Annotated in this window: 18 protein-coding genes; 9 read left to right on the forward strand and 9 right to left on the reverse strand. The window is 51.2% G+C overall.

Annotation, left to right across the window (positions count from 1 at the left end; all coding sequences use genetic code 11):
- Positions 1 to 35: 35 nt before the first annotated feature.
- Positions 36 to 1,286, reverse strand: a complete 1,251-nt coding sequence (rocD, locus tag BLX24_RS21230) for an ornithine--oxo-acid transaminase (RefSeq protein WP_071505216.1) — start codon at positions 1,284 to 1,286, stop codon at positions 36 to 38.
- A 106-nt stretch (positions 1,287 to 1,392) separates the two neighbouring features.
- Between rocD and BLX24_RS32780 the strand changes: the two genes are divergently transcribed.
- Both BLX24_RS32780 and rpmB read left to right on the forward strand, forming a co-directional pair.
- On the forward strand, positions 1,393 to 1,563 hold the full coding sequence (locus BLX24_RS32780) for a C1orf53 family protein (RefSeq protein ID WP_177225888.1): 171 nt from the start codon (positions 1,393 to 1,395) through the stop codon (positions 1,561 to 1,563).
- A 63-nt stretch (positions 1,564 to 1,626) separates the two neighbouring features.
- Positions 1,627 to 1,866: a 50S ribosomal protein L28 gene (rpmB, locus tag BLX24_RS21235; protein ID WP_071505217.1), complete on the forward strand. Its 240-nt coding sequence runs from the start codon at positions 1,627 to 1,629 to the stop codon at positions 1,864 to 1,866.
- Positions 1,867 to 1,948: 82 nt separating this feature from the next.
- Here the strand turns inward: rpmB and BLX24_RS21240 are convergent, their stop codons facing one another.
- Entirely contained in the window at positions 1,949 to 3,211 is a 1,263-nt protein-coding gene (locus BLX24_RS21240; protein ID WP_071505218.1) for an aspartyl protease family protein, read from the reverse strand.
- 211 nt (positions 3,212 to 3,422) lie between these two features.
- On the opposite strand from BLX24_RS21240, the gene tpiA reads away from it, so the two are divergent.
- Both tpiA and BLX24_RS21250 read left to right on the forward strand, forming a co-directional pair.
- Positions 3,423 to 4,187: a triose-phosphate isomerase gene (gene tpiA, locus BLX24_RS21245; RefSeq protein ID WP_071505219.1), complete on the forward strand. Its 765-nt coding sequence runs from the start codon at positions 3,423 to 3,425 to the stop codon at positions 4,185 to 4,187.
- Between the two features lie 85 nt (positions 4,188 to 4,272).
- Complete coding sequence (locus BLX24_RS21250) at positions 4,273 to 4,800, forward strand: cupin domain-containing protein (RefSeq protein ID WP_071505220.1); 528 nt, start codon at positions 4,273 to 4,275, stop codon at positions 4,798 to 4,800.
- A gap of 76 nt (positions 4,801 to 4,876) precedes the next feature.
- On the opposite strand, the gene BLX24_RS21255 is transcribed toward BLX24_RS21250, so the two are convergent.
- The 3 genes from BLX24_RS21255 to BLX24_RS21265 form a co-directional block, all read right to left on the reverse strand.
- The gene (locus BLX24_RS21255) at positions 4,877 to 5,986 is read right to left on the reverse strand and encodes a DUF4097 family beta strand repeat-containing protein (RefSeq protein ID WP_177225889.1); all 1,110 of its coding nucleotides are present in this window, start codon (positions 5,984 to 5,986) and stop codon (positions 4,877 to 4,879) included.
- A complete protein-coding gene (locus BLX24_RS21260) occupies positions 5,970 to 6,593 on the reverse strand; it encodes a hypothetical protein (RefSeq protein ID WP_083422099.1) in 624 nt (207 codons plus the stop codon). The genes BLX24_RS21255 and BLX24_RS21260 overlap by 17 nt, the downstream gene beginning before the upstream one ends.
- Positions 6,594 to 6,661: 68 nt before the next feature.
- A complete protein-coding gene (locus BLX24_RS21265) occupies positions 6,662 to 7,222 on the reverse strand; it encodes an RNA polymerase sigma factor (RefSeq protein ID WP_071505222.1) in 561 nt (186 codons plus the stop codon).
- A gap of 220 nt (positions 7,223 to 7,442) precedes the next feature.
- Here BLX24_RS21265 and BLX24_RS21270 point away from each other — a divergent pair, with 220 nt between their 5' ends.
- From BLX24_RS21270 to BLX24_RS21280, 3 genes are all read left to right on the forward strand, one after another.
- Entirely contained in the window at positions 7,443 to 9,758 is a 2,316-nt protein-coding gene (locus BLX24_RS21270; protein WP_071505223.1) for an ATP-dependent helicase, read from the forward strand.
- 99 nt (positions 9,759 to 9,857) lie between these two features.
- Complete coding sequence (gene ybeY / locus BLX24_RS21275) at positions 9,858 to 10,280, forward strand: rRNA maturation RNase YbeY (protein ID WP_071505294.1); 423 nt, start codon at positions 9,858 to 9,860, stop codon at positions 10,278 to 10,280.
- Between the two features lie 7 nt (positions 10,281 to 10,287).
- On the forward strand, positions 10,288 to 11,175 hold the full coding sequence (locus tag BLX24_RS21280; protein ID WP_071505224.1) for an SAM hydrolase/SAM-dependent halogenase family protein: 888 nt from the start codon (positions 10,288 to 10,290) through the stop codon (positions 11,173 to 11,175).
- Here the strand turns inward: BLX24_RS21280 and BLX24_RS21285 are convergent, their stop codons facing one another.
- Positions 11,176 to 11,793 carry a DUF4230 domain-containing protein gene (locus BLX24_RS21285; RefSeq protein ID WP_071505225.1) on the reverse strand — a complete coding sequence of 206 codons (618 nt, stop codon included), beginning with the start codon at positions 11,791 to 11,793 and terminating at the stop codon, positions 11,176 to 11,178.
- A 168-nt stretch (positions 11,794 to 11,961) separates the two neighbouring features.
- On the reverse strand, positions 11,962 to 13,254 hold the full coding sequence (gene hemA, locus BLX24_RS21290; protein WP_071505226.1) for a glutamyl-tRNA reductase: 1,293 nt from the start codon (positions 13,252 to 13,254) through the stop codon (positions 11,962 to 11,964).
- 329 nt (positions 13,255 to 13,583) lie between these two features.
- Between hemA and BLX24_RS21295 the strand changes: the two genes are divergently transcribed.
- The gene (locus BLX24_RS21295; RefSeq protein ID WP_071505227.1) at positions 13,584 to 14,786 is read left to right on the forward strand and encodes a sensor histidine kinase; all 1,203 of its coding nucleotides are present in this window, start codon (positions 13,584 to 13,586) and stop codon (positions 14,784 to 14,786) included.
- 42 nt (positions 14,787 to 14,828) lie between these two features.
- Here BLX24_RS21295 and BLX24_RS21300 read toward each other — a convergent pair whose 3' ends face one another.
- Complete coding sequence (locus BLX24_RS21300) at positions 14,829 to 15,383, reverse strand: hypothetical protein (RefSeq protein ID WP_071505228.1); 555 nt, start codon at positions 15,381 to 15,383, stop codon at positions 14,829 to 14,831.
- Between the two features lie 44 nt (positions 15,384 to 15,427).
- Here BLX24_RS21300 and BLX24_RS21305 point away from each other — a divergent pair, with 44 nt between their 5' ends.
- Entirely contained in the window at positions 15,428 to 16,489 is a 1,062-nt protein-coding gene (locus BLX24_RS21305; RefSeq protein ID WP_071505229.1) for an acyl-CoA synthetase family protein, read from the forward strand.
- A gap of 51 nt (positions 16,490 to 16,540) precedes the next feature.
- Here the strand turns inward: BLX24_RS21305 and BLX24_RS21310 are convergent, their stop codons facing one another.
- Positions 16,541 to 17,692 (reverse strand): sigma-54-dependent transcriptional regulator, encoded by a 1,152-nt coding sequence (locus BLX24_RS21310; RefSeq protein WP_071505230.1) that lies wholly within the window; start codon positions 17,690 to 17,692, stop codon positions 16,541 to 16,543.
- Between the last annotated feature and the right edge of the window lie 64 nt (positions 17,693 to 17,756).

Below are 17,756 nucleotides of genomic sequence, written 5' to 3' on the forward strand. Positions count from 1 at the left end.
CCCCGAAACAGGCATAATTTATCAGTTTTGCGCTGCTAAAACGCCAGTACGGTCTTTTCGATGATGTCGCAGGCTTCGTGCATCTGCGCTCCGGTAATCACCAGGGGGGGCGCAAACCGGATTTTGTCGCCGTGCGTGGGCTTGCACAACAGGCCGTTGTCCATAAACCGCAGACAGAGTTCCCAGGCGGTTTCGTCGCCAAGACCGGGGCGTTCCTGAATCTCAATGGCGTTGAGCAGCCCTTTACCGCGTACGAGCGTGATCAGGTCGGTACGTTCACGAAGGGCCTCCATCCGTGCCCGGAAAATCTGCCCCACGGCTTCTGCATTTTCGGCCAGTTGTTCGTCCCTGACAACATCCAGCGCGGCCATCGTCACGGCACAGGCCAATGGATTGCCCCCGTAGGTCGACCCGTGTTCGCCCGGCTTCAGGGTCATCATGACCGCATCGTCGGCCAGCACCGCCGACACCGGCAGCACCCCGCCCGACAGCGCTTTGCCCAGCACCAGCAGATCCGGCTTTACGCCTTCGTGGTCGCAGGCCAGCCGACGGCCCGTCCGGCCAATGCCGGTCTGTACCTCATCGGCAATAAACAGTACGTTGTAGCGCGTGCATAGCTCACGCACACCGCGCAGATACCCTTCATCGGGGACGATCACACCCGCCTCCCCCTGAATTGGCTCGACCATAAAGCCGGCAATGTGCGGATCTTCGCGGAACGTTTCTTCCAGAGTAGCCAGATCGTTATAGGGTACCAGTTTATACCCCGGTAGCAGCGGCCCGAAATCGCGGGTACTGCTCGGGTCGGTAGACGAGGAGATAGCGGCCAGCGTACGTCCCCAGAAATTACCGGTTGCATACACCGTCTTCGCCTGATTGTCGGGAATACCTTTCACCAGATACGCCCATTTACGGGTCAGCTTCAGCGCGGTTTCACCGGCTTCGGCCCCGGAGTTCATCATCAGCACTTTGTCGTAGCCGAAATAGTCGCAGAGGTATTTTTCGCAAAGTCCCAGCTTATCGTTGTAAAACGCCCGGGAGGTTAGCGTCAGCTGCTGCGCCTGTTCAATCAGCGCCTGAATAATGCGCGGATGGCAATGTCCCTGACTGACGGCGCTGTAGGCCGACAGAAAATCGAAATACCGTTTTCCGTCTACATCCCATACAAAGGCCCCCTCCCCCCTTGCCAGAACGACCGGGATCGGATGGTAGTTGTGCGCACCATAGGTATGCTCTAGTTCAATAGCCATCTCGGCAGCGTTGCGGGTTGGTAGGGTCGTTTTCATGACAGGTTGTGTTAGGTGAGCAAAAAAAGTCAGATTCGGATAACTAAATGGTTAAACGTTCGGTTGCAGTCAAAAATACGAGGATTTCCCCCACCCGCCAAACACGATGGATGCAGGTCAGAAAAAGCGAAAAATACCCGGTTTAGCCGATGAAGATTATTATATCACAAAAGAAGGTTTTGTAGTCTTTACGGCTGTTTATCACCTTAAAAGAGGCTACTGCTGCAAGAACCAGTGCCGCCATTGTCCGTATACTACTAAAAAAAATGGAACATAGGTTGCACGTTATCAAGTAATTTCCGAATTTTGCACCCTTAATTCGAAGGAAAGCTATAAGGTCATGGCCAGAGTTTGTCAAATTACAGGAAAACGGACGCAGACAGGGAACAACGTTTCTCACGCCAACAATAAAACGAAACGTAAATTTTACCCTAACCTCCAGAAGAAGAAATTCTTCGTAGAATCAACCGGAGAGTGGGTAGTTTTGAAAGTTTCGACGAAGGCGATCAAGACCATCAACAAGAACGGTCTGGAAGCTACCCTGCGCGATGCTCACAAAAAAGGCACACTTTCGTTATAAGATGACGAAGTTGCGTCCCCGCGTCAAGAAATCAACATAAAAAAGCCCCTTTCAGCGATGAAAGAGGCTTTTTTAATGTCGCTCAGATGAGTCGTTTCAGGGCAAACTGCGTGATTACCAGCTGTCCGCGCCGCCTGACCATCAGAACAATCTCTTTTCCCTCTCCTTTCTGGAGCATTTTATAAATATCGCTGATGGTCAGATCCGCCGCCGCCTGGCTGTTGATAAACATCAGTTCGTCGCCCTCGGCCAGCCCTGCCGAATCAGCCGGTGATCCTTCGATAACGCGGTCAACGTAATAGGTCCGGTATTGCTCGCCCTTTGCCCGGAGCTCCATGCCGCTCATGTCGTGCTCAAAGCTCTCCCGCAGCAGCCTCTTCACTGGTTTCAGGACCACATACTGATCCTGATAATTAAAAGTCACGTAGAAGCGGCGCAGCAGTTCGCAACCGACGTTACCCTGTCGCTCACGGGAATTGATTTTCATCCCGAACGACATACTGTCGGGAAACGACGCCAGAATATCATCCATTTCGTAACGGCCAAAACGGATTTTCTGAATCCGGCCGAGGCTTCCGTTGATGACACCGCTCAGGCCGCGGCCTAACTGGGCACGGACAACCTTTTCCGGCAACGCCACACCCGCCTGATTGCCACTGCGTGTACGGTCGAGCAACAGGGCATGACCCGCACCGGTATCCAGCACCACCCGCATGGGCATTTCGGCTTTGCCGTCGAAAACGGCAACTACATCTGTATATGGTTTTGCATCCTGAATAACAATGGGGTATTTATCGCCTTTACTTTTACGGTACCGGTATTTTTTGGGGTTCATGAGCAGGATCTCACGGTGCAGAAAATCAATCGATACCACGAAATTATTAAACAGTTCAAACCCGAAAATGCCGTGAATCGGCGTACCTACATATTCTGACAGCTTCAGAATATCTTCATCCAGTACGACAACGTTGTGGTGCGATGCCCTGACATGCCCGATATTCATCTGGTTATCAATCGCCACCGAGGCGGTCAGCGTGCCTCCCTCCCCTGCACCCGCGAGATTGACCTTCCGGGTAAGGGCCAGTTTTTGTCGTTTCAGTACCGAAGGGTCTGTAATGATGGTAGAGCTGACGCCCGTATCCAGAATAAACCGCAGTGTATCAGAGCCGTTGATTTGAACAGGAATGATAATCAGGTTTGAGTGGAGCTGAAAAGGAATGCGCGTCCACTGGCGGTTGCCGGACAAATGGAAGCCGAAGCGGTCTTTATCCGGCTTTTCCTTATCCTTTCCGGCAGCCGTAAGCCAGATTCCCATCAATGCGAGTATCCAACCTAGCGTTTTCATCCGTATTTATATGTGAGTGAAAGGAAATTTACAAAATAATAACAATATAGTTACGAAAAAGGATTGGCCGGTCCATGCTTTTTTATGAGAACGGCAGATTTTATGGCTTCAAGCTGAGGTTTTTACGGATAAAGTGGCCAATGGGTTGCGTGAAAACCATTAATTTCGCCGGCGTAATTAAATACAAACGTTTACCCTTTGTTTTATTCTCATGCGTAAACTCATTGTTGCCGGCAACTGGAAGATGAATAAAACCCTCGACGAAGCGGTCGCGCTGGTGTCGGAGGTTGTTAATATGATAAACGACGAAGTGACGGGCAACGTCGACGTGGTGCTCTGCCCGCCTTCGGTGTATCTGTCCGTACTGAAGCAGTATATTCCTGCCGGTGGCCGGATTTCATTAGGGGCTCAGAACTGCCACGAGAAGGCATCGGGCGCCTATACCGGCGAAATTTCTGCCCCGATGCTGCAGTCGTTGTCGGTTCCTTACGTGATTCTGGGCCACAGCGAGCGTCGTCAGTACTTCAACGAAACAAACGAACAGCTGGCGGCGAAAGTAAACATTGCTCTGGAAAACGGCCTTACGCCGATCTTCTGCTGCGGTGAATCACTGGACCTGCGCGAAAACGGCGATTACGTTGGCTTTGTGAAGGATCAGCTGACCGCCAGCCTGTTCCACCTGAGCGCCGAACAGTTTGCCAATGTGGTGATCGCCTACGAACCAATCTGGGCTATCGGCACAGGCCTGACCGCCAGCTCGGCCCAGGCGCAGGATATGCACTTCGAACTGCGTCAGCACATTGCCGGCCAGTACGGCGACGAGGTAGCGCAGAATACAACGATCCTGTACGGTGGCAGCGCTAACGCCGCTAATGCTGCCGAGTTATTCGCCCAGCCCGACGTTGACGGAGGCCTCATTGGTGGCGCTTCCCTCAAATCCCGCGATTTTACAACGGTTGTGAAAGCAAGACAATAATAGTTGCGAATGAGTGATTGAGCGATTGAGTGAGCTGACGCCTACGTTTCACTCAATCGCTCAATCACTCATTCACCATTACACTATGACCGCGCAAGACTGGGTATTCGCCTATAAGATGCAGGCTCATCCGGAAGGTGGGTATTATGCAGAAACGTATCGGGCCGGCGAGGTGATTCCGCATTCGGCGTTGCCAGACCGGTTTGGCGGTGACCGTAGTTTCAGTACGGCCATATACTTTCTCCTCGAAACGCATCACGTGTCGGCGTTTCACCGCATTCAGGCCGATGAGGTCTGGCATTTCTACACAGGGCGTCCGCTGAACGTGTATGTGATTGCGGAAGACGGCACACTGTCGGTCATCCGGCTGGGCAACAATCCGGCACGGGGCGAAGTGTTTCAGGCAGTCGTACCGGCGGGGAGCTGGTTTGGCTCACGACCGGTCCCGGACGCATCCGCCGATGGGCTGCCCCCCTATTCACTGGTCGGCTGCACCGTGGCGCCCGGCTTCGACTTTGCCGACTTCGAACTCGCCGACCGCGACCAGCTCACCAGCCGCTACCCGCAGCATGCGGCGCTGATTGCCTCGATGAGCCGTGGTAGTGGTGATTGAGCGAATGAGTGATTGAGTGAGACGAATTGGCGAAGCAATACAACCCCACTCAATCACTCATTCGCTCAATCACCAATTATTTAAATCTCACGCTTCCGTATTTCGACACGACTTTGACTTTGGTGCCGGAGCCATTGCCGACTTTTCCGGAATACTGCTTGATCAGTTTAGGCCCTTTACTATCGTTGTTGTCGGGTTGCAAAAAGAAATGAATGTTCTGGCCGGTCGGATACTGAAAGCCCCCGTAGCTTACGGTCACATCAAAATTGCAGTCGCTTGACTCCGTGATCGGCAGCGTAACGGTTGAGTAATTAGCCTGGATATCCAGGTTATCGACCGATTTCGGCAACTGATCAATGCGGAAGCCACTGGCAAAGCTCAGGCGGATTTTACCCGACTCACGTACCGTACCAACTTTCCCGCCCGAATACCCGATATCGGCATCCAGTTTGCCCACCTCACCAATGTTCATACTCCCCGATTTATTCGACAAAATCAGCACATTGGCTTTGTCCAGTTCCAGACTTGAGTAGGCAATATCGAGCTTTCCGGATTCGAGATTCTTGATTTCTGCCTTTCCGTAGGCGACATCAATTGTATTCTGACGGCTTTGCAGGTCATTGGCATAAAAGCTGCCGTACCGGCTATGTACGGTCAGTGGCGCACTGAAAGCAGGAATATTGGTTGTCCCGAACTGATTACGGACATTCAAGGGATTCCGGCGCGGCATCGAAATGTCGTAATCAATCTTTACGTTATTCTTCTCGTTGTTGCTTGCCCACATCCAGGCGGAGGCCGCCGGCTTCCGGATCTGTGTTCTCAGCATGATCTGATCACCCACGCGCCGCTCTTCAATGTCAACCAGTGCCAGGTTGTCCTGCACCTTGTCATCGCTGCCGGCATTGGCGGTTATGGTAATCTGCACCCTGATTTCGTCTTTATCCCAAAGGGCCACATTAACTTTACCGTATTGATTATCAATTACCAGGTTATCCTTCGGGGTCACATCATACATTTTGATGATGGTCTTCCGCTTTTCTACCGCTCCGCCTTCCGGCCCGCCGGGAGCGTCCACTCCGGGAGCATCCACTCGGGGAGCGTCCACTCGGGGAGCGTCCACTCGGGGAGCCGCTACCAGCGCCATCGGGAGCAGGGCGAGGAAAAGTATGTTAAATAAGATGTTCATCTGTGTTCTGGCTTTGTTGTTTAATGCGCTGAATCACGCGTAACTGTTCATTGAGCAGATCAATCTGCAGCTGTAAGTTCTGAATCATGGCCTGCACCAGAACTTCCTGATTCGGATTTTCGGGCAGGTCAGCTTTCAGCGTCTGGTAATTCCGCTCCAGCCGGTCAAGGTCTTTTGCGAAGGTTTTGTAAAGTTCCGGATTACTGGCCGTCATTTGTTTCAGTTCTTCCCGCTTCAGGTCGACCAATCGGGTATACTGTACAAACTCTCTGGCATACGACGGGTTAACCGCCACCACTTCCGGCTGCTCTGTTACGCCATACCGGTGATTGGCGTAAAAAAATGCACCTGCCAGCAGCAGCACAGCCACCGAAGCAGCTACCCGCCAGTCGAGGCCCCGCCAGATGGCAAACCGGGAACCGAACGGCTTTTCTTTACCGGGGCGCGGCATGGGTGCTTCCGGTACAATCGGGCCGCTGAACGGGCCGGCAGTTGTATCCGTAGCCAGGCCCGTCTCGATACGTGCCCACAAGTCGCCCGACGGCTCAAAGGCGTCGAAATCCTCGCGGTTGTCACGAACAAATCGTTCAAGGTTCTTTTTCATAATTCAATTTGTGAATGCGCGAATTAGTGAGTGAATTAGAGCAAATCATTCGCTCAATCACTAATTCACAATTATTTCATTAGTTCCAGCAACCGTTTCTTGGCCCGCAGGTACTGCGTCCGCGATGTGGTCTCGCTGATATTCAGAATATGGCCTATCTCCTCATGGTCGTATCCCTCAAAGAGATAGAGCGACAGAACAATCCGGTACCCTTCAGAAAGCCTTTCCATAGACTTTCTGATTCGCTCGACTTCGTATTGAACTCCGTCTTCGTCAAATGGTTCGTCATCCGCAATATCCGGCCCTTCGTCATCGCCTAAGCGGCTCGAATCAAGATCGACCAACGTTAACCGGCGACTGCGGAGGTGATTAATCGCACGGTTTACTACGATCTGTTTCAGCCAGGCCCCGAAGGTACTTTGTCCCCGAAACGACTGAATATGGTTGAAGGCATCGATAAAGGCTTCCTGCAACACATCTTCTGCTTCGGCGTCGTGATTCAGTATCCGGACACAGACGTTGTACATAGCCTTGGCATATTGACGATACAACTCATACTGCGCCTTCCGCTCGCCCAGTTTGCAGCGTTCAACTAACTCTGTATTACGGTCTATGTACACTTTAGTCTCCAAAAGATACGTATCTGACAAACGCTGCCGGTTTGAGTGAATTACAAGCTAAAGACACCACCGGTTTGTAAACGTTGCAAGGTAAGCTAAAAATTTTCGCCAACTTATTGCAATATAGTTAGTAACGCCCCGTTACATAGCCTTTCTTCATGTATGGATTCTCAGGCCGGATGCAAATTTTTCCGTAATTTTGATTGTTATCCATTCGGGGAGCAACGTATTAATGATTGACTACATATCTGGTTTGAACGAACCGCAGCGGCAGGCCGTGATGCACGGCAATGGCCCGCTGATGATTATAGCCGGCGCAGGTTCGGGCAAAACCCGCGTCCTGACCTATCGGATTGCCTATCTGATCGAACAAGGTGTTGATCCGTTCCGTATTCTGGCCCTGACCTTTACCAATAAGGCTGCCGGCGAAATGCGGCACCGGATTGAGCGGGTTGTCGGTACGGATGCCCGCAATATCTGGATGGGCACTTTCCACTCGGTATTTGCCAAAATACTCCGGATCGAAGCCCGGGCGATTGGTTATACCAGTAACTTTTCGATTTACGATACCGACGACTCAAAGTCGCTCTTGCGGAGCATCGTTAAAGAAATGGGGCTCGACGATAAAACGTACCGCATCAACAGCGTATTCAGCCGTATTTCAGGAGCCAAAAACCGGCTGATCGGTCCGGAAGATTATCTGGCCAATACCGTCATTCTGGCCGATGATCTGGCTGCCCGCATGCCGGAAATCGGCCGGATCTATAAGGAGTATGCCCGCCGGTGTTTTTCGGCCAACGCAATGGATTTCGATGATCTGTTGTTTAATACGAACGTCTTATTCCGCGATCACCTGGATATTCTGAACAAGTACCAGCATAAGTTTCAGCACGTACTGGTTGATGAGTTTCAGGATACCAACATTTCGCAGTACCTCATCACGCGTAAACTCGCAGCGGTCCACCAGAATATTTGTGTGGTAGGGGATGATGCGCAGAGTATCTATGCCTTCCGCGGTGCCGACATCGAAAATATCCTGAACTTCCAGCGCGATTATGGCAAGGAGAACGTAAAGATTGTCAAGCTGGAGCAAAACTACCGGTCGACCAATAACATCGTTCAGGCAGCCAATTCGATCATTCGCCGGAACAAAAACCAGCTGGAGAAAAATGTCTTTACCGACAACGAAGAAGGTTCGCTGATCGATCTGATCAAAGCGTCGTCGGATAATGAAGAAGGCCGTCTGATTGCCACGTCGATTTTTGAGGCTAAGATGCAAGACAATCTGGCCAACAATGACGTTGCGATCCTGTACCGGACCAATGCCCAGTCCCGGGCGTTTGAAGAAGCCCTGCGCAAGGTCAGCATCAAGTACCGGATCATCGGCGGTCTGTCGTTCTACCAGCGGAAAGAAATTAAAGACCTGATTGCCTATCTGCGGTTTACGGTCAATCAGCAGGACGAGGAAGCGTTTAAGCGGATTATCAACCTGCCCAAACGCGGCATCGGCGATACAACCATTGCCAAACTGTTTGTGGTTGCGGCCGAACATAGTGTCGGGATCTGGGAGGTAGTCGCCAACATCAGTAAATACGTGGCTGGCCGCGCCGGTCTGGCCATTGAAGGTTTTGCCCACCTGATCAAGAGCTTCAAGCTGATGCTCGACAAAAAGGATGCCTATGATGTAGCGGCCCACATTGCGAAGGCATCGGGTATTCTGAAAGAGCTCTACGAAGATAAAACCGTGGAGGGGCTGGCGCGCTACGAGAACGTCCAGGAATTGCTCAACGCGATTAAGGAGTTTGTCGACAATCCGGAGAACGACGACAAAAGCCTGGGGTCCTTCCTCCAAACGGTTTCGCTCCTGACGACGGCCGATGAAAAAGAAGACGACGGCGACAACGACAAGGTGACGCTGATGACCATTCACGCCGCCAAGGGGCTTGAGTTTAAGAACGTGTACATTGTCGGGATGGAAGAAGACCTGTTTCCCAGCCAGATGATGCTCGAAAGCCGGGAAGATCTGGAAGAAGAACGCCGGTTATTCTACGTAGCCATCACGCGGGCCGAAAAGCGTCTGACGCTGTCTTTTGCCGAATCCCGATATAATTACGGTCGTCTGAAGGTGTGTGAGCCAAGCCGTTTCCTGATGGAAATTGACCCGCGCTTCCTGAAAATGGCCCGTATGCGTATGGAAGCCGCCAGGCCGGAGCGCAACAGCGACATCAACAATTTTGAACGGAACTCACGCGACCGGAACGATATGCCATCGGCGGGGTCGATGTCGTTTGTGAAGACGCTGGCGCAGCGTACGGCACAAAAACAAGGTACCCAACCCACCGGTAACCACGTCCCGTCGGCCGATTTTGCGCCAAGCGACACCTCGGGGCTGACTGCCGGTATGCGCGTTGAGCACATGAAATTCGGCTTCGGTAAGGTGAAATCACTGGATATCAACGGTACCGAACGCAAGGCCGTTATTCAGTTTGAAACCGTCGGCGAGAAGACATTACTATTAAGTTTTGCCAAGCTGCGCATTGTTGAGTAAAATGATCAATGGATAATGTAGAATGACCAATGGCGAAGCTGCTTCATGTTTCAAAATCAGTTATTCATTCTACATTATCCATTTTACATTATTCCCAGTATGATCCGTTTTTTTACCGAAGACATTACCTATAACCTGCCGAAAAAACAGGTGACCCGACAGTGGCTTAAACAGCAGGCTAAGCTGGAAGGCTATGATCTGGGCGAACTCAACTATATTTTTTGTTCAGACGAGTACCTGCTCAACGTCAACCGTGAGCACCTCGACCACGACTATTACACCGATATCATTACGTTTGATAACTCGGAGGAAGAGGGTAAAATTGACGGCGATCTGTTTATCAGTATCGACCGCGTTACCGACAATGCCGGGCAGCTGAATGTGCCGGCCGATACGGAACTCCGGCGGGTGCTGGCGCATGGCTTGCTTCACTTATGCGGGTACGGCGATAAATCAGAGGAGGAAGCAAAGCGTATGCGCCAGAAAGAAGAAGAGTGGCTAAGCGCGTTTCCAACAACCTGATCCATATATGCGTTTCCTTTTACTCCTTGTTGGTCTGAGCCTGTCACTGACGGGCCGCGCCCAGAACGGCGTCGTTGTTTTCCAGACAGATTTCGGCCTGAAAGACGGGGCTGTAGCCGCCATGAAGGGCGTGGCACTGGGTGTCTCCACCGATCTTAAACTCTACGACCTGACCCACGAAATTCCGGCCTACAACATCTGGGATGCCGCTTATCGGCTCTATCAGACGGCATCGTATTATCCCAAAGGCACGGTTTTCGTTTCGGTATGCGATCCGGGTGTCGGCACAAACCGGCGTTCGGTAGTGATGCTGTCGGAGTCGGGGCATTATTTTGTGACACCGGATAATGGCACGCTGACCTTAGTGGCCGAACAGCTGGGGGTCCGGGAACTGCGGCAAATCGATGAAACGACAAACCGGCTGCCCGGTTCTCAGGCGTCGTACACCTTCCACGGCCGGGATGTCTATGCCTACACGGCGGCACGGCTTGCCGCAAAAGCCATTTCCTACGAACAGGTCGGTCCGAAGCTGACCAATGAGGTTGTGCGGTTACCGTATCAGAAAGCGGAGCTAAGCAAAGGGGTGCTGAAAGGAAACATTCCGGCACTGGACGTGCAGTATGGCAATGTCTGGACCAACATTCCCAAAGAGCTGGTCGATCAGCTACCCGCCAAAGCGGGTCAGAAACTGAACGTACAGATTTTTCAGGGGAACCGACTGGTATACAGCAAAGCCGTTACGCTCGTCAATACCTTCGGAGAAGCCGCCGTTGGCAGTGATGTGGCTTATTTCAACAGCCTGCTCAATTTTTCGGTTGCCATCAACATGGGCGATTTCGCCAAAACCTACAACGTAACAAGCGGTGCCGACTGGCGGGTAACGGTGAAACCGTAATTACCGCAGTGGCCCTAACCGTGTCGGGGGAGTCTGGTAGGTCAGTATCACTTTCTTCCCCGATACTTTTTCCAGAACGGGTCTCAGAATCCGGTCGGCGTTTTGCTTTGTCTGCTCCAGAATCCCGCTGTTCAGGGCTGATTGCTGTATCTGTTTTTCGGCCAGTTTAAAGGCGTTATTCACCAGCGCCGATTCGTCCATAAAGCCGTATTCGGTATCATATACCCGCGACCGCTGGTGATCAATTTTCCAGCTGCACAGCTCTGGCTGTGGTAACCGGACCACAACCGTATCGCCTTCCGGACTAATGTCACCGGCCGTCAGACGTGTCAGGTCGATACAGCCAACGGCTTCGCCTTCCACAATCAGAACCGCTTTGGCATTCGGCAGCAGCGTCCGGATCTGGCTATGCTCGACAATGTCCTTAAACCGGTATTTGACCAGCTCTACCTTGCCCATAGCGGTAATTTCCTGCAACACCACCATTTGGGTAGTCTCTTCGCGTTTAGCCAGCCACCCGAATCCGCTCCAGCCCCGTAACTGCTCCCAGGCAGTTAATAAACCCAGTACTATTAATACCAGCAACAGCAGGCGGAATATAAATCGTAATAAGCGCATACGTATCAGTAGAGACGCAATATCTTGCGTCTCATGTTATTATAAACACATCAAAAGTTGCACAGCAGCAGAGACGCAAGATCTTGCGTCTCTACATGAATATAAAAAAGTCCCGGACCACAAAGCAGTCCGGGACTTTCGGTTGTATGTATCGATCATAGACAGGTACTAGTGCTTGTCGGTTCCCTCAGCAACCTGCTCGAGATTAAACAGATCGTTCAGTACGTCAATAAGGGTTTCGGCTTCGCCACGTTTGCAGGCCGCCTTTAATTGCAGCACCGGCAGCTTGATGATTTTCTGCATCATGCCACGGGTAATTTTATCAATTTTTTCAGATTCTTCCGGCGACATGTTTTTCATGTAACGTGCCATCTCTTCCTTCCGGATCTGCTCCAGTGCATTTTTGAGCTTGTTGATCGTCGGCGACACCATCATCTCCTTCGACCAGTCATTGAATTCAACAATCGACTGAGCAATGATGGATTCAACCTGCGGAATTGATGCCAGGCGGCGGTTCAGCGCCTCGTCGGCGCGGCCACGGATATGATCAATGTTGTACACCAATACACCCGGAATCTGCTCCAGTGCCACATCAACGCTGCGGGGCACCGATAAATCGAGGAAGTATTTAAACGTTAAGACGCTTACCTGCTTCATCAGATCCAGGTTAAATAACGGCTCCTCGCGGGCTACCGACGAAATAATTACATCCGCCCGGCGGATTTCGTCAATCAGCCGGCCAAAATCGGCTACGTGGAAGTTATACTGTGACGCCAGCACTTCGGCTTTCGCGGCCGTACGGTTACACAGGGTAATATTTTTCAGTCCGCGGTCGGCCAGATTCTTGCAGACATCTGTTCCGATTTCGCCGAGACCAACCACCAGTACATTTGGCTGCGCATGCTCACCAACCAGTTCTTCAATAAGTTCAACAGCGGCGTATGAAGACGAAGCTGCCCCGTCGCGGAAGCATGTTTCCTGCGCAACCCGCTTGTTGGTGAAGAAAATGGTGTGCATCAACCGGTGTAGAAACGGACCGGCCATGCCCAGATCGGCCGACCATTGATAGGCCTGCTTTACCTGGTTCGGGATCTGCATATCGCCGATCACCTGTGAATGTAATCCGACACACACTTCAAATAAGTGTTGTACGGCATCCGCATAACCGGGATACAACTGGAAATAAGGTAAATAATTTTCGGTATCGGTAATTCCTTTTTCGATCAGTAGCAGACGAACGATTTCTTCGTTTACATCCGGCGTTACGCGCTCTTGGCCGAACGAGTAATATACTTCGGTACGGTTACAGGTCGAAACAACTAACAATTCCGTGATGCCGAAAAAGTCACGCAAACGCAGCATAAACCGCTTTGCCTCCTCTTCGTTAAGTGCAATTAGTTCGCGCACGGCAAGAGGTGCCGTTTTGTATGACAAACTAACTGATTTAAAATTGTCAAGCATAACCTAAATTCACTTCAGTATACAAAATTACGCTACAGTTGGCGGACAAGAAACAACTAATTGACTGAAGGGCTTATTTAGAATTAGTACAAACAACAAGATTTTATTTCTTCTATCTGTCCTATTTTAAGAACACAAGCCCCTCTCCGCTCGTTCAGTTGTGGTGATATTTTAACCGCCTTTTTAGTTTACCCTGGTAAAGCAACCTACTTTTGCTCCGTTGTCCTAAATAATGTACGTTAAAGTGCCAAAATTGGTTGTTAAAACGTTAGATAAATGTGACGAAAATCACATGGCGCTACTGATAGAAGACAGTCTTTTCCATACACATGCTCAAGTCATTCGACATTTATAGTCAGAATAATATTTTAAAGATCATTGTAGCCATCAACCTGATGCTGGTTGGCACGGCTTCTTTGTTTTATACGAACCGGATCATCGAACGGCTGGAGGTCCGCGAACAGCAGTACGTGAATCTTTATGCCAAGGCTATTGAGAGTGCGCTCACTTCCGACCAGAACGAAGACATCAACTTTGTCGTGCAGGAAATCCTGTCGATCAACAAAAACAGCACGATTCCGGTCATTTACATCAACGAACGTAACGAACCGGCGGAGTCGGCCAACATTGAATTTTCCGGTGATACAACATTGGCCGGAAAGCGGGAATTTCTGCGGAAAGAGGTTCAGGAGCTGAAACAGGAACATCCGCCGATTGTGGTCGACTTCCGCAACGGCAACTTCGGGCTGATTTACTACGGCTACTCAACCCTCCTGCAACAGCTCCGGTATCTGCCTTATGTGCAGCTGATTGTGCTGACGGTACTGGGCTTCCTGGCGTATCTGGCTTTCAGTTCGTCACGGCGGGCGGAGCAAAACCGCGTTTGGGTCGGGCTGGCGAAAGAAACGGCTCACCAGCTGGGCACCCCCTTGTCGTCGTTACTGGCCTGGGTTGAGTACATGCGGTCGATGCCCGAACAATATGAGCAGGAAGTAACCGACGAGATTGAAAAGGATGTACACCGGCTGGAAACCATCACGGCCCGCTTCTCCAGCATCGGATCTATCCCGACGCTGAAAACCGAAAACCTGACGGAAGTTGTGCAGAATTTTACCAGCTACCTCTCACGCCGTATTTCCACGAAGGTAAAAATGAGCGTTGAGAATAACCTGCCCAGGGCTCAGCAAAACGTCCAGATTAACCGGCTTTTGTTTGAGTGGGTTATTGAAAATATCTGTAAAAACGCCGTGGATGCCATGGCCGGCGTCGGTGAGCTACGGCTCAACATTCTGGCCCTGCCGCAGAACGAAGTAGCCATTGATATTACGGATACCGGCAAAGGCATTCCTAAAGCCAGTCTGCAGAAAGTTTTCTCTCCCGGCTTCAGTACTAAAAAGCGGGGTTGGGGGTTAGGTCTTACACTGGCGAAACGAATTGTGGAGGAGTATCATAACGGAAAGCTGTTTGTAAAACACTCAGAGGTTGGGAAAGGCACTACTTTCCGGATTACACTCAAACAGCAGACACCGTAAACAGGCATAAAAAAAGGAAACCGTCGTGGTTTCCTTTTTTGTTTATCGGAGCAGAAGCGGTACGTGTACGGTATCCGTTTCAATAATCGTACTTTCCTGGAGCTTACGATCCCGTATTTTAATCGTAAACTTTACCGGTGTAATCACCGAACTGTTTGAGTAGGTAAAGTTCTGGCGGAAATCAAGTGTGCCTTCGATCGGTCCCCGCTGACCTTCTTTGGTCAGACGCGGAAAGAAGAGTTTGGCATTGACGGCCAGCGGTAATTCTTCGTATGTAGATGTAGTATTGTTGAGCCGGTAGGCCGTAATCCTGTAGTTTCCCCAGGTTTCTTTCGCAAAAACGGTTCTCAGCCGCGTTGAATCGGCTTTACCAACATCCTCGCCCAAATCACCGGTCCCGTCCTGAAAACCAATGGTAATGATCACCGAATCACGCCTGGGTGTGCGCCGGTCTTCGCTGGCCGGCAGCGTAATTTTATCAATGGCTTTGTAGCTAATGGCTGGTACATCACTAAAATTGGGTTCATTCCAGCAAGCAGTCAGCATAAGGGTTAAACTTGCCAGCAGGAAACCACATTGAATTAGTTGTCGTTGCATAATGTTGTAATCGTAACGAACTCCAAATTACTCAATTTTTTCGTTTGCAAACGCTAAATAATTTACCGCCCGAACTCCTCCGGCAGCGCCATACGTTGCGGGAGCGCATTTTGTCGGTCACCGCAGCGGATTTTAACGCAACTGCACTGGCTGTTTTCCGGTATCAGGCTGTTTATAATCCGGTCTATAAAACCTATCTGTCTTTGCTCGGCATAACTCCCGGACAAGTTACCGGTTTAGCGCAGATTCCGTTTATGCCCATCGGCTTTTTTAAACAGCATCCGGTGCTGAGCCTGGCCGGAGTCGGGATAACGGAACCCACAACAACCTTTGCCAGTAGCGGGACGACGGGCACGCAGACGAGTCGCCATATTGTGCCCGACACCGCTCTGTACGCCGACGTTAGCCGGCGCATTTTTGAGCAACAGTATGGCCCGCTGACCAACTTCCACATCCTTGCCTTACTGCCGTCATACCTTGAACGAAATAACTCTTCGTTAGTGTATATGGTTCAGCAGTTTATTCAGGATTCCGGTTCCGCTCAGTCAGGTTTTTATCTGAACGACCGCGACGCTCTCACCGGCCACCTGCGGACGCTGCTCCAACAGGACGACCGGACGGTTTTGCTGATCGGCGTTACCTTCGGACTGCTCGACTGGATTGAGGAGGGCGCCGACCTGCACTTTGTCGGCAAAAGTAACCGCGTGATTGTTATGGAGACGGGCGGAATGAAAGGCCGCCGGAAAGAACTCCTGCGGGAAGAGGTACACGCACTGCTGACCGACAAGCTGGCGCTGCCTGCCATTCACTCCGAATATGGCATGACCGAACTACTCTCACAGGCCTACTCGCCGGGCGAAGGTCTCTTTTATCCGGGAGCCACCATGCGGGTGTTGCTGCGCGACACCAACGATCCGTTCTGTATCTATCCGGAAACCTATACCCGCACGGGCGGCATCAATGTCATTGATCTGGCCAATCTGGACTCCTGTTCCTTTATTGAAACGCAGGATCTGGGCCAGTTCGGTCCCGACGGCACCTTCCGCGTCATTGGCCGGTTCGACAACTCAGATATTCGTGGCTGTAATCTGATGGCCAGCCTATAACTAAAAAGGGCAGTAGCCTGCTGACTACTGCCCTTTGATAAGCCGGATGACTTAGGCGTATAATTTCACATCCTCGAGCGAAATACGGTCGCCGCACATGATGACTAAACGCTCAACCACGTTGCGCAGCTCCCGAACGTTACCGGTCCACGGTAATGATTGCAGGTGCTGCATTGCCGCCGGTTCAATTTCTTTTACCGGAGAACCATATTCGCCGGCAATGTCATTCAGGAATTTGTCGGCCAGCTGCGGCACGTCTTCGCGACGCTCTGCCAGCGGCGGCACATGAATCACAATAACGCTTAACCGGTGGAAAAGGTCTTCGCGGAAGTTGCCTTCCGCAATTTCCCGGCGCAGGTCTTTGTTGGTCGCGGCAATCACCCGGACGTTTACCCGGATTTCCTTGTCGCCGCCCACACGTGTGATTTTACTTTCCTGCAAGGCCCGCAACACCTTGGCTTGCGCCGAAAGGCTCATGTCGCCGATTTCATCCAGAAACAGCGTACCGCCGTCTGCCTGTTCGAACTTACCGATCCGTTTGCTCATGGCTCCTGTGAAGGCGCCTTTTTCGTGACCAAACAGCTCGCTTTCGATCAGTTCACTCGGAATAGCTGCGCAGTTCACTTCGACCAGCGGCATGGCGGCACGCGTACCTTTCTCGTGTATCTGCTTGGCGACCATCTCTTTGCCGGATCCATTGGGGCCGGTAATCAGTACCCGTGCTTCGGTGGCTGCCACACGGTTAATGGTTTCCTTCACCTTCTGGATCGGCAACGATTCCCCAATGATTTCATTGAGTTTGTAAATCTTACGACGCAGTGTTTTGGTTTCCTGAACCATCTTGGTACGCTCAATGGCGTTACGAACCGTAATCAGTAAGCGGTTCAGATCAGGCGGCTTGGTAATGAAGTCAAATGCGCCGCGTTTCGTGGCCTCTACGGCATTTTCAACGTTGCCGAATGCCGAAATCATCACAAATTGAGTTTGCTTCCCGGCCTCCCCAGCTTTTAGCAACACCTCCAAGCCGTCCATTTTGGGCATCTTAATGTCACACAAAGCAACATCATATGAGCCCCTCAAAATCATGTCTAAGCCCTCCTCACCGTCCTTCGCTTCTTCTACGTCGTACCCTTCGTACTCGAGAATGTCGCGTAGTGCGGCCCGGATGCTTTTTTCGTCATCAACAATGATGAGTTTGGCCATAATAGCGGTATAAATCGGTCAAATGAACAAGTTCGGAAATTTCTGTCCGAAAATAAACGGTTCA

Source organism: Arsenicibacter rosenii, assembly GCF_001870735.1.
Lineage (GTDB): Bacteria > Bacteroidota > Bacteroidia > Cytophagales > Spirosomataceae > Arsenicibacter > Arsenicibacter rosenii.

Coding starts and splice junctions, on each gene's coding strand:
- BLX24_RS21250 (WP_071505220.1), top strand. CDS start 4,273: ATGACCGCGCAAGACTGGGTATTCGCCTATAAGATGCAGGCTCATCCG.
- tpiA (WP_071505219.1), top strand. CDS start 3,423: ATGCGTAAACTCATTGTTGCCGGCAACTGGAAGATGAATAAAACCCTC.
- rocD (WP_071505216.1), bottom strand. CDS start 1,286: ATGAAAACGACCCTACCAACCCGCAACGCTGCCGAGATGGCTATTGAA.
- BLX24_RS21295 (WP_071505227.1), top strand. CDS start 13,584: ATGCTCAAGTCATTCGACATTTATAGTCAGAATAATATTTTAAAGATC.
- BLX24_RS21285 (WP_071505225.1), bottom strand. CDS start 11,793: ATGCGCTTATTACGATTTATATTCCGCCTGCTGTTGCTGGTATTAATA.
- BLX24_RS21300 (WP_071505228.1), bottom strand. CDS start 15,383: ATGCAACGACAACTAATTCAATGTGGTTTCCTGCTGGCAAGTTTAACC.
- BLX24_RS32780 (WP_177225888.1), top strand. CDS start 1,393: ATGGATGCAGGTCAGAAAAAGCGAAAAATACCCGGTTTAGCCGATGAA.
- BLX24_RS21240 (WP_071505218.1), bottom strand. CDS start 3,211: ATGAAAACGCTAGGTTGGATACTCGCATTGATGGGAATCTGGCTTACG.
- hemA (WP_071505226.1), bottom strand. CDS start 13,254: ATGCTTGACAATTTTAAATCAGTTAGTTTGTCATACAAAACGGCACCT.
- BLX24_RS21280 (WP_071505224.1), top strand. CDS start 10,288: ATGCGTTTCCTTTTACTCCTTGTTGGTCTGAGCCTGTCACTGACGGGC.
- BLX24_RS21310 (WP_071505230.1), bottom strand. CDS start 17,692: ATGGCCAAACTCATCATTGTTGATGACGAAAAAAGCATCCGGGCCGCA.
- BLX24_RS21255 (WP_177225889.1), bottom strand. CDS start 5,986: ATGAACATCTTATTTAACATACTTTTCCTCGCCCTGCTCCCGATGGCG.
- BLX24_RS21270 (WP_071505223.1), top strand. CDS start 7,443: ATGATTGACTACATATCTGGTTTGAACGAACCGCAGCGGCAGGCCGTG.
- ybeY (WP_071505294.1), top strand. CDS start 9,858: ATGATCCGTTTTTTTACCGAAGACATTACCTATAACCTGCCGAAAAAA.
- rpmB (WP_071505217.1), top strand. CDS start 1,627: ATGGCCAGAGTTTGTCAAATTACAGGAAAACGGACGCAGACAGGGAAC.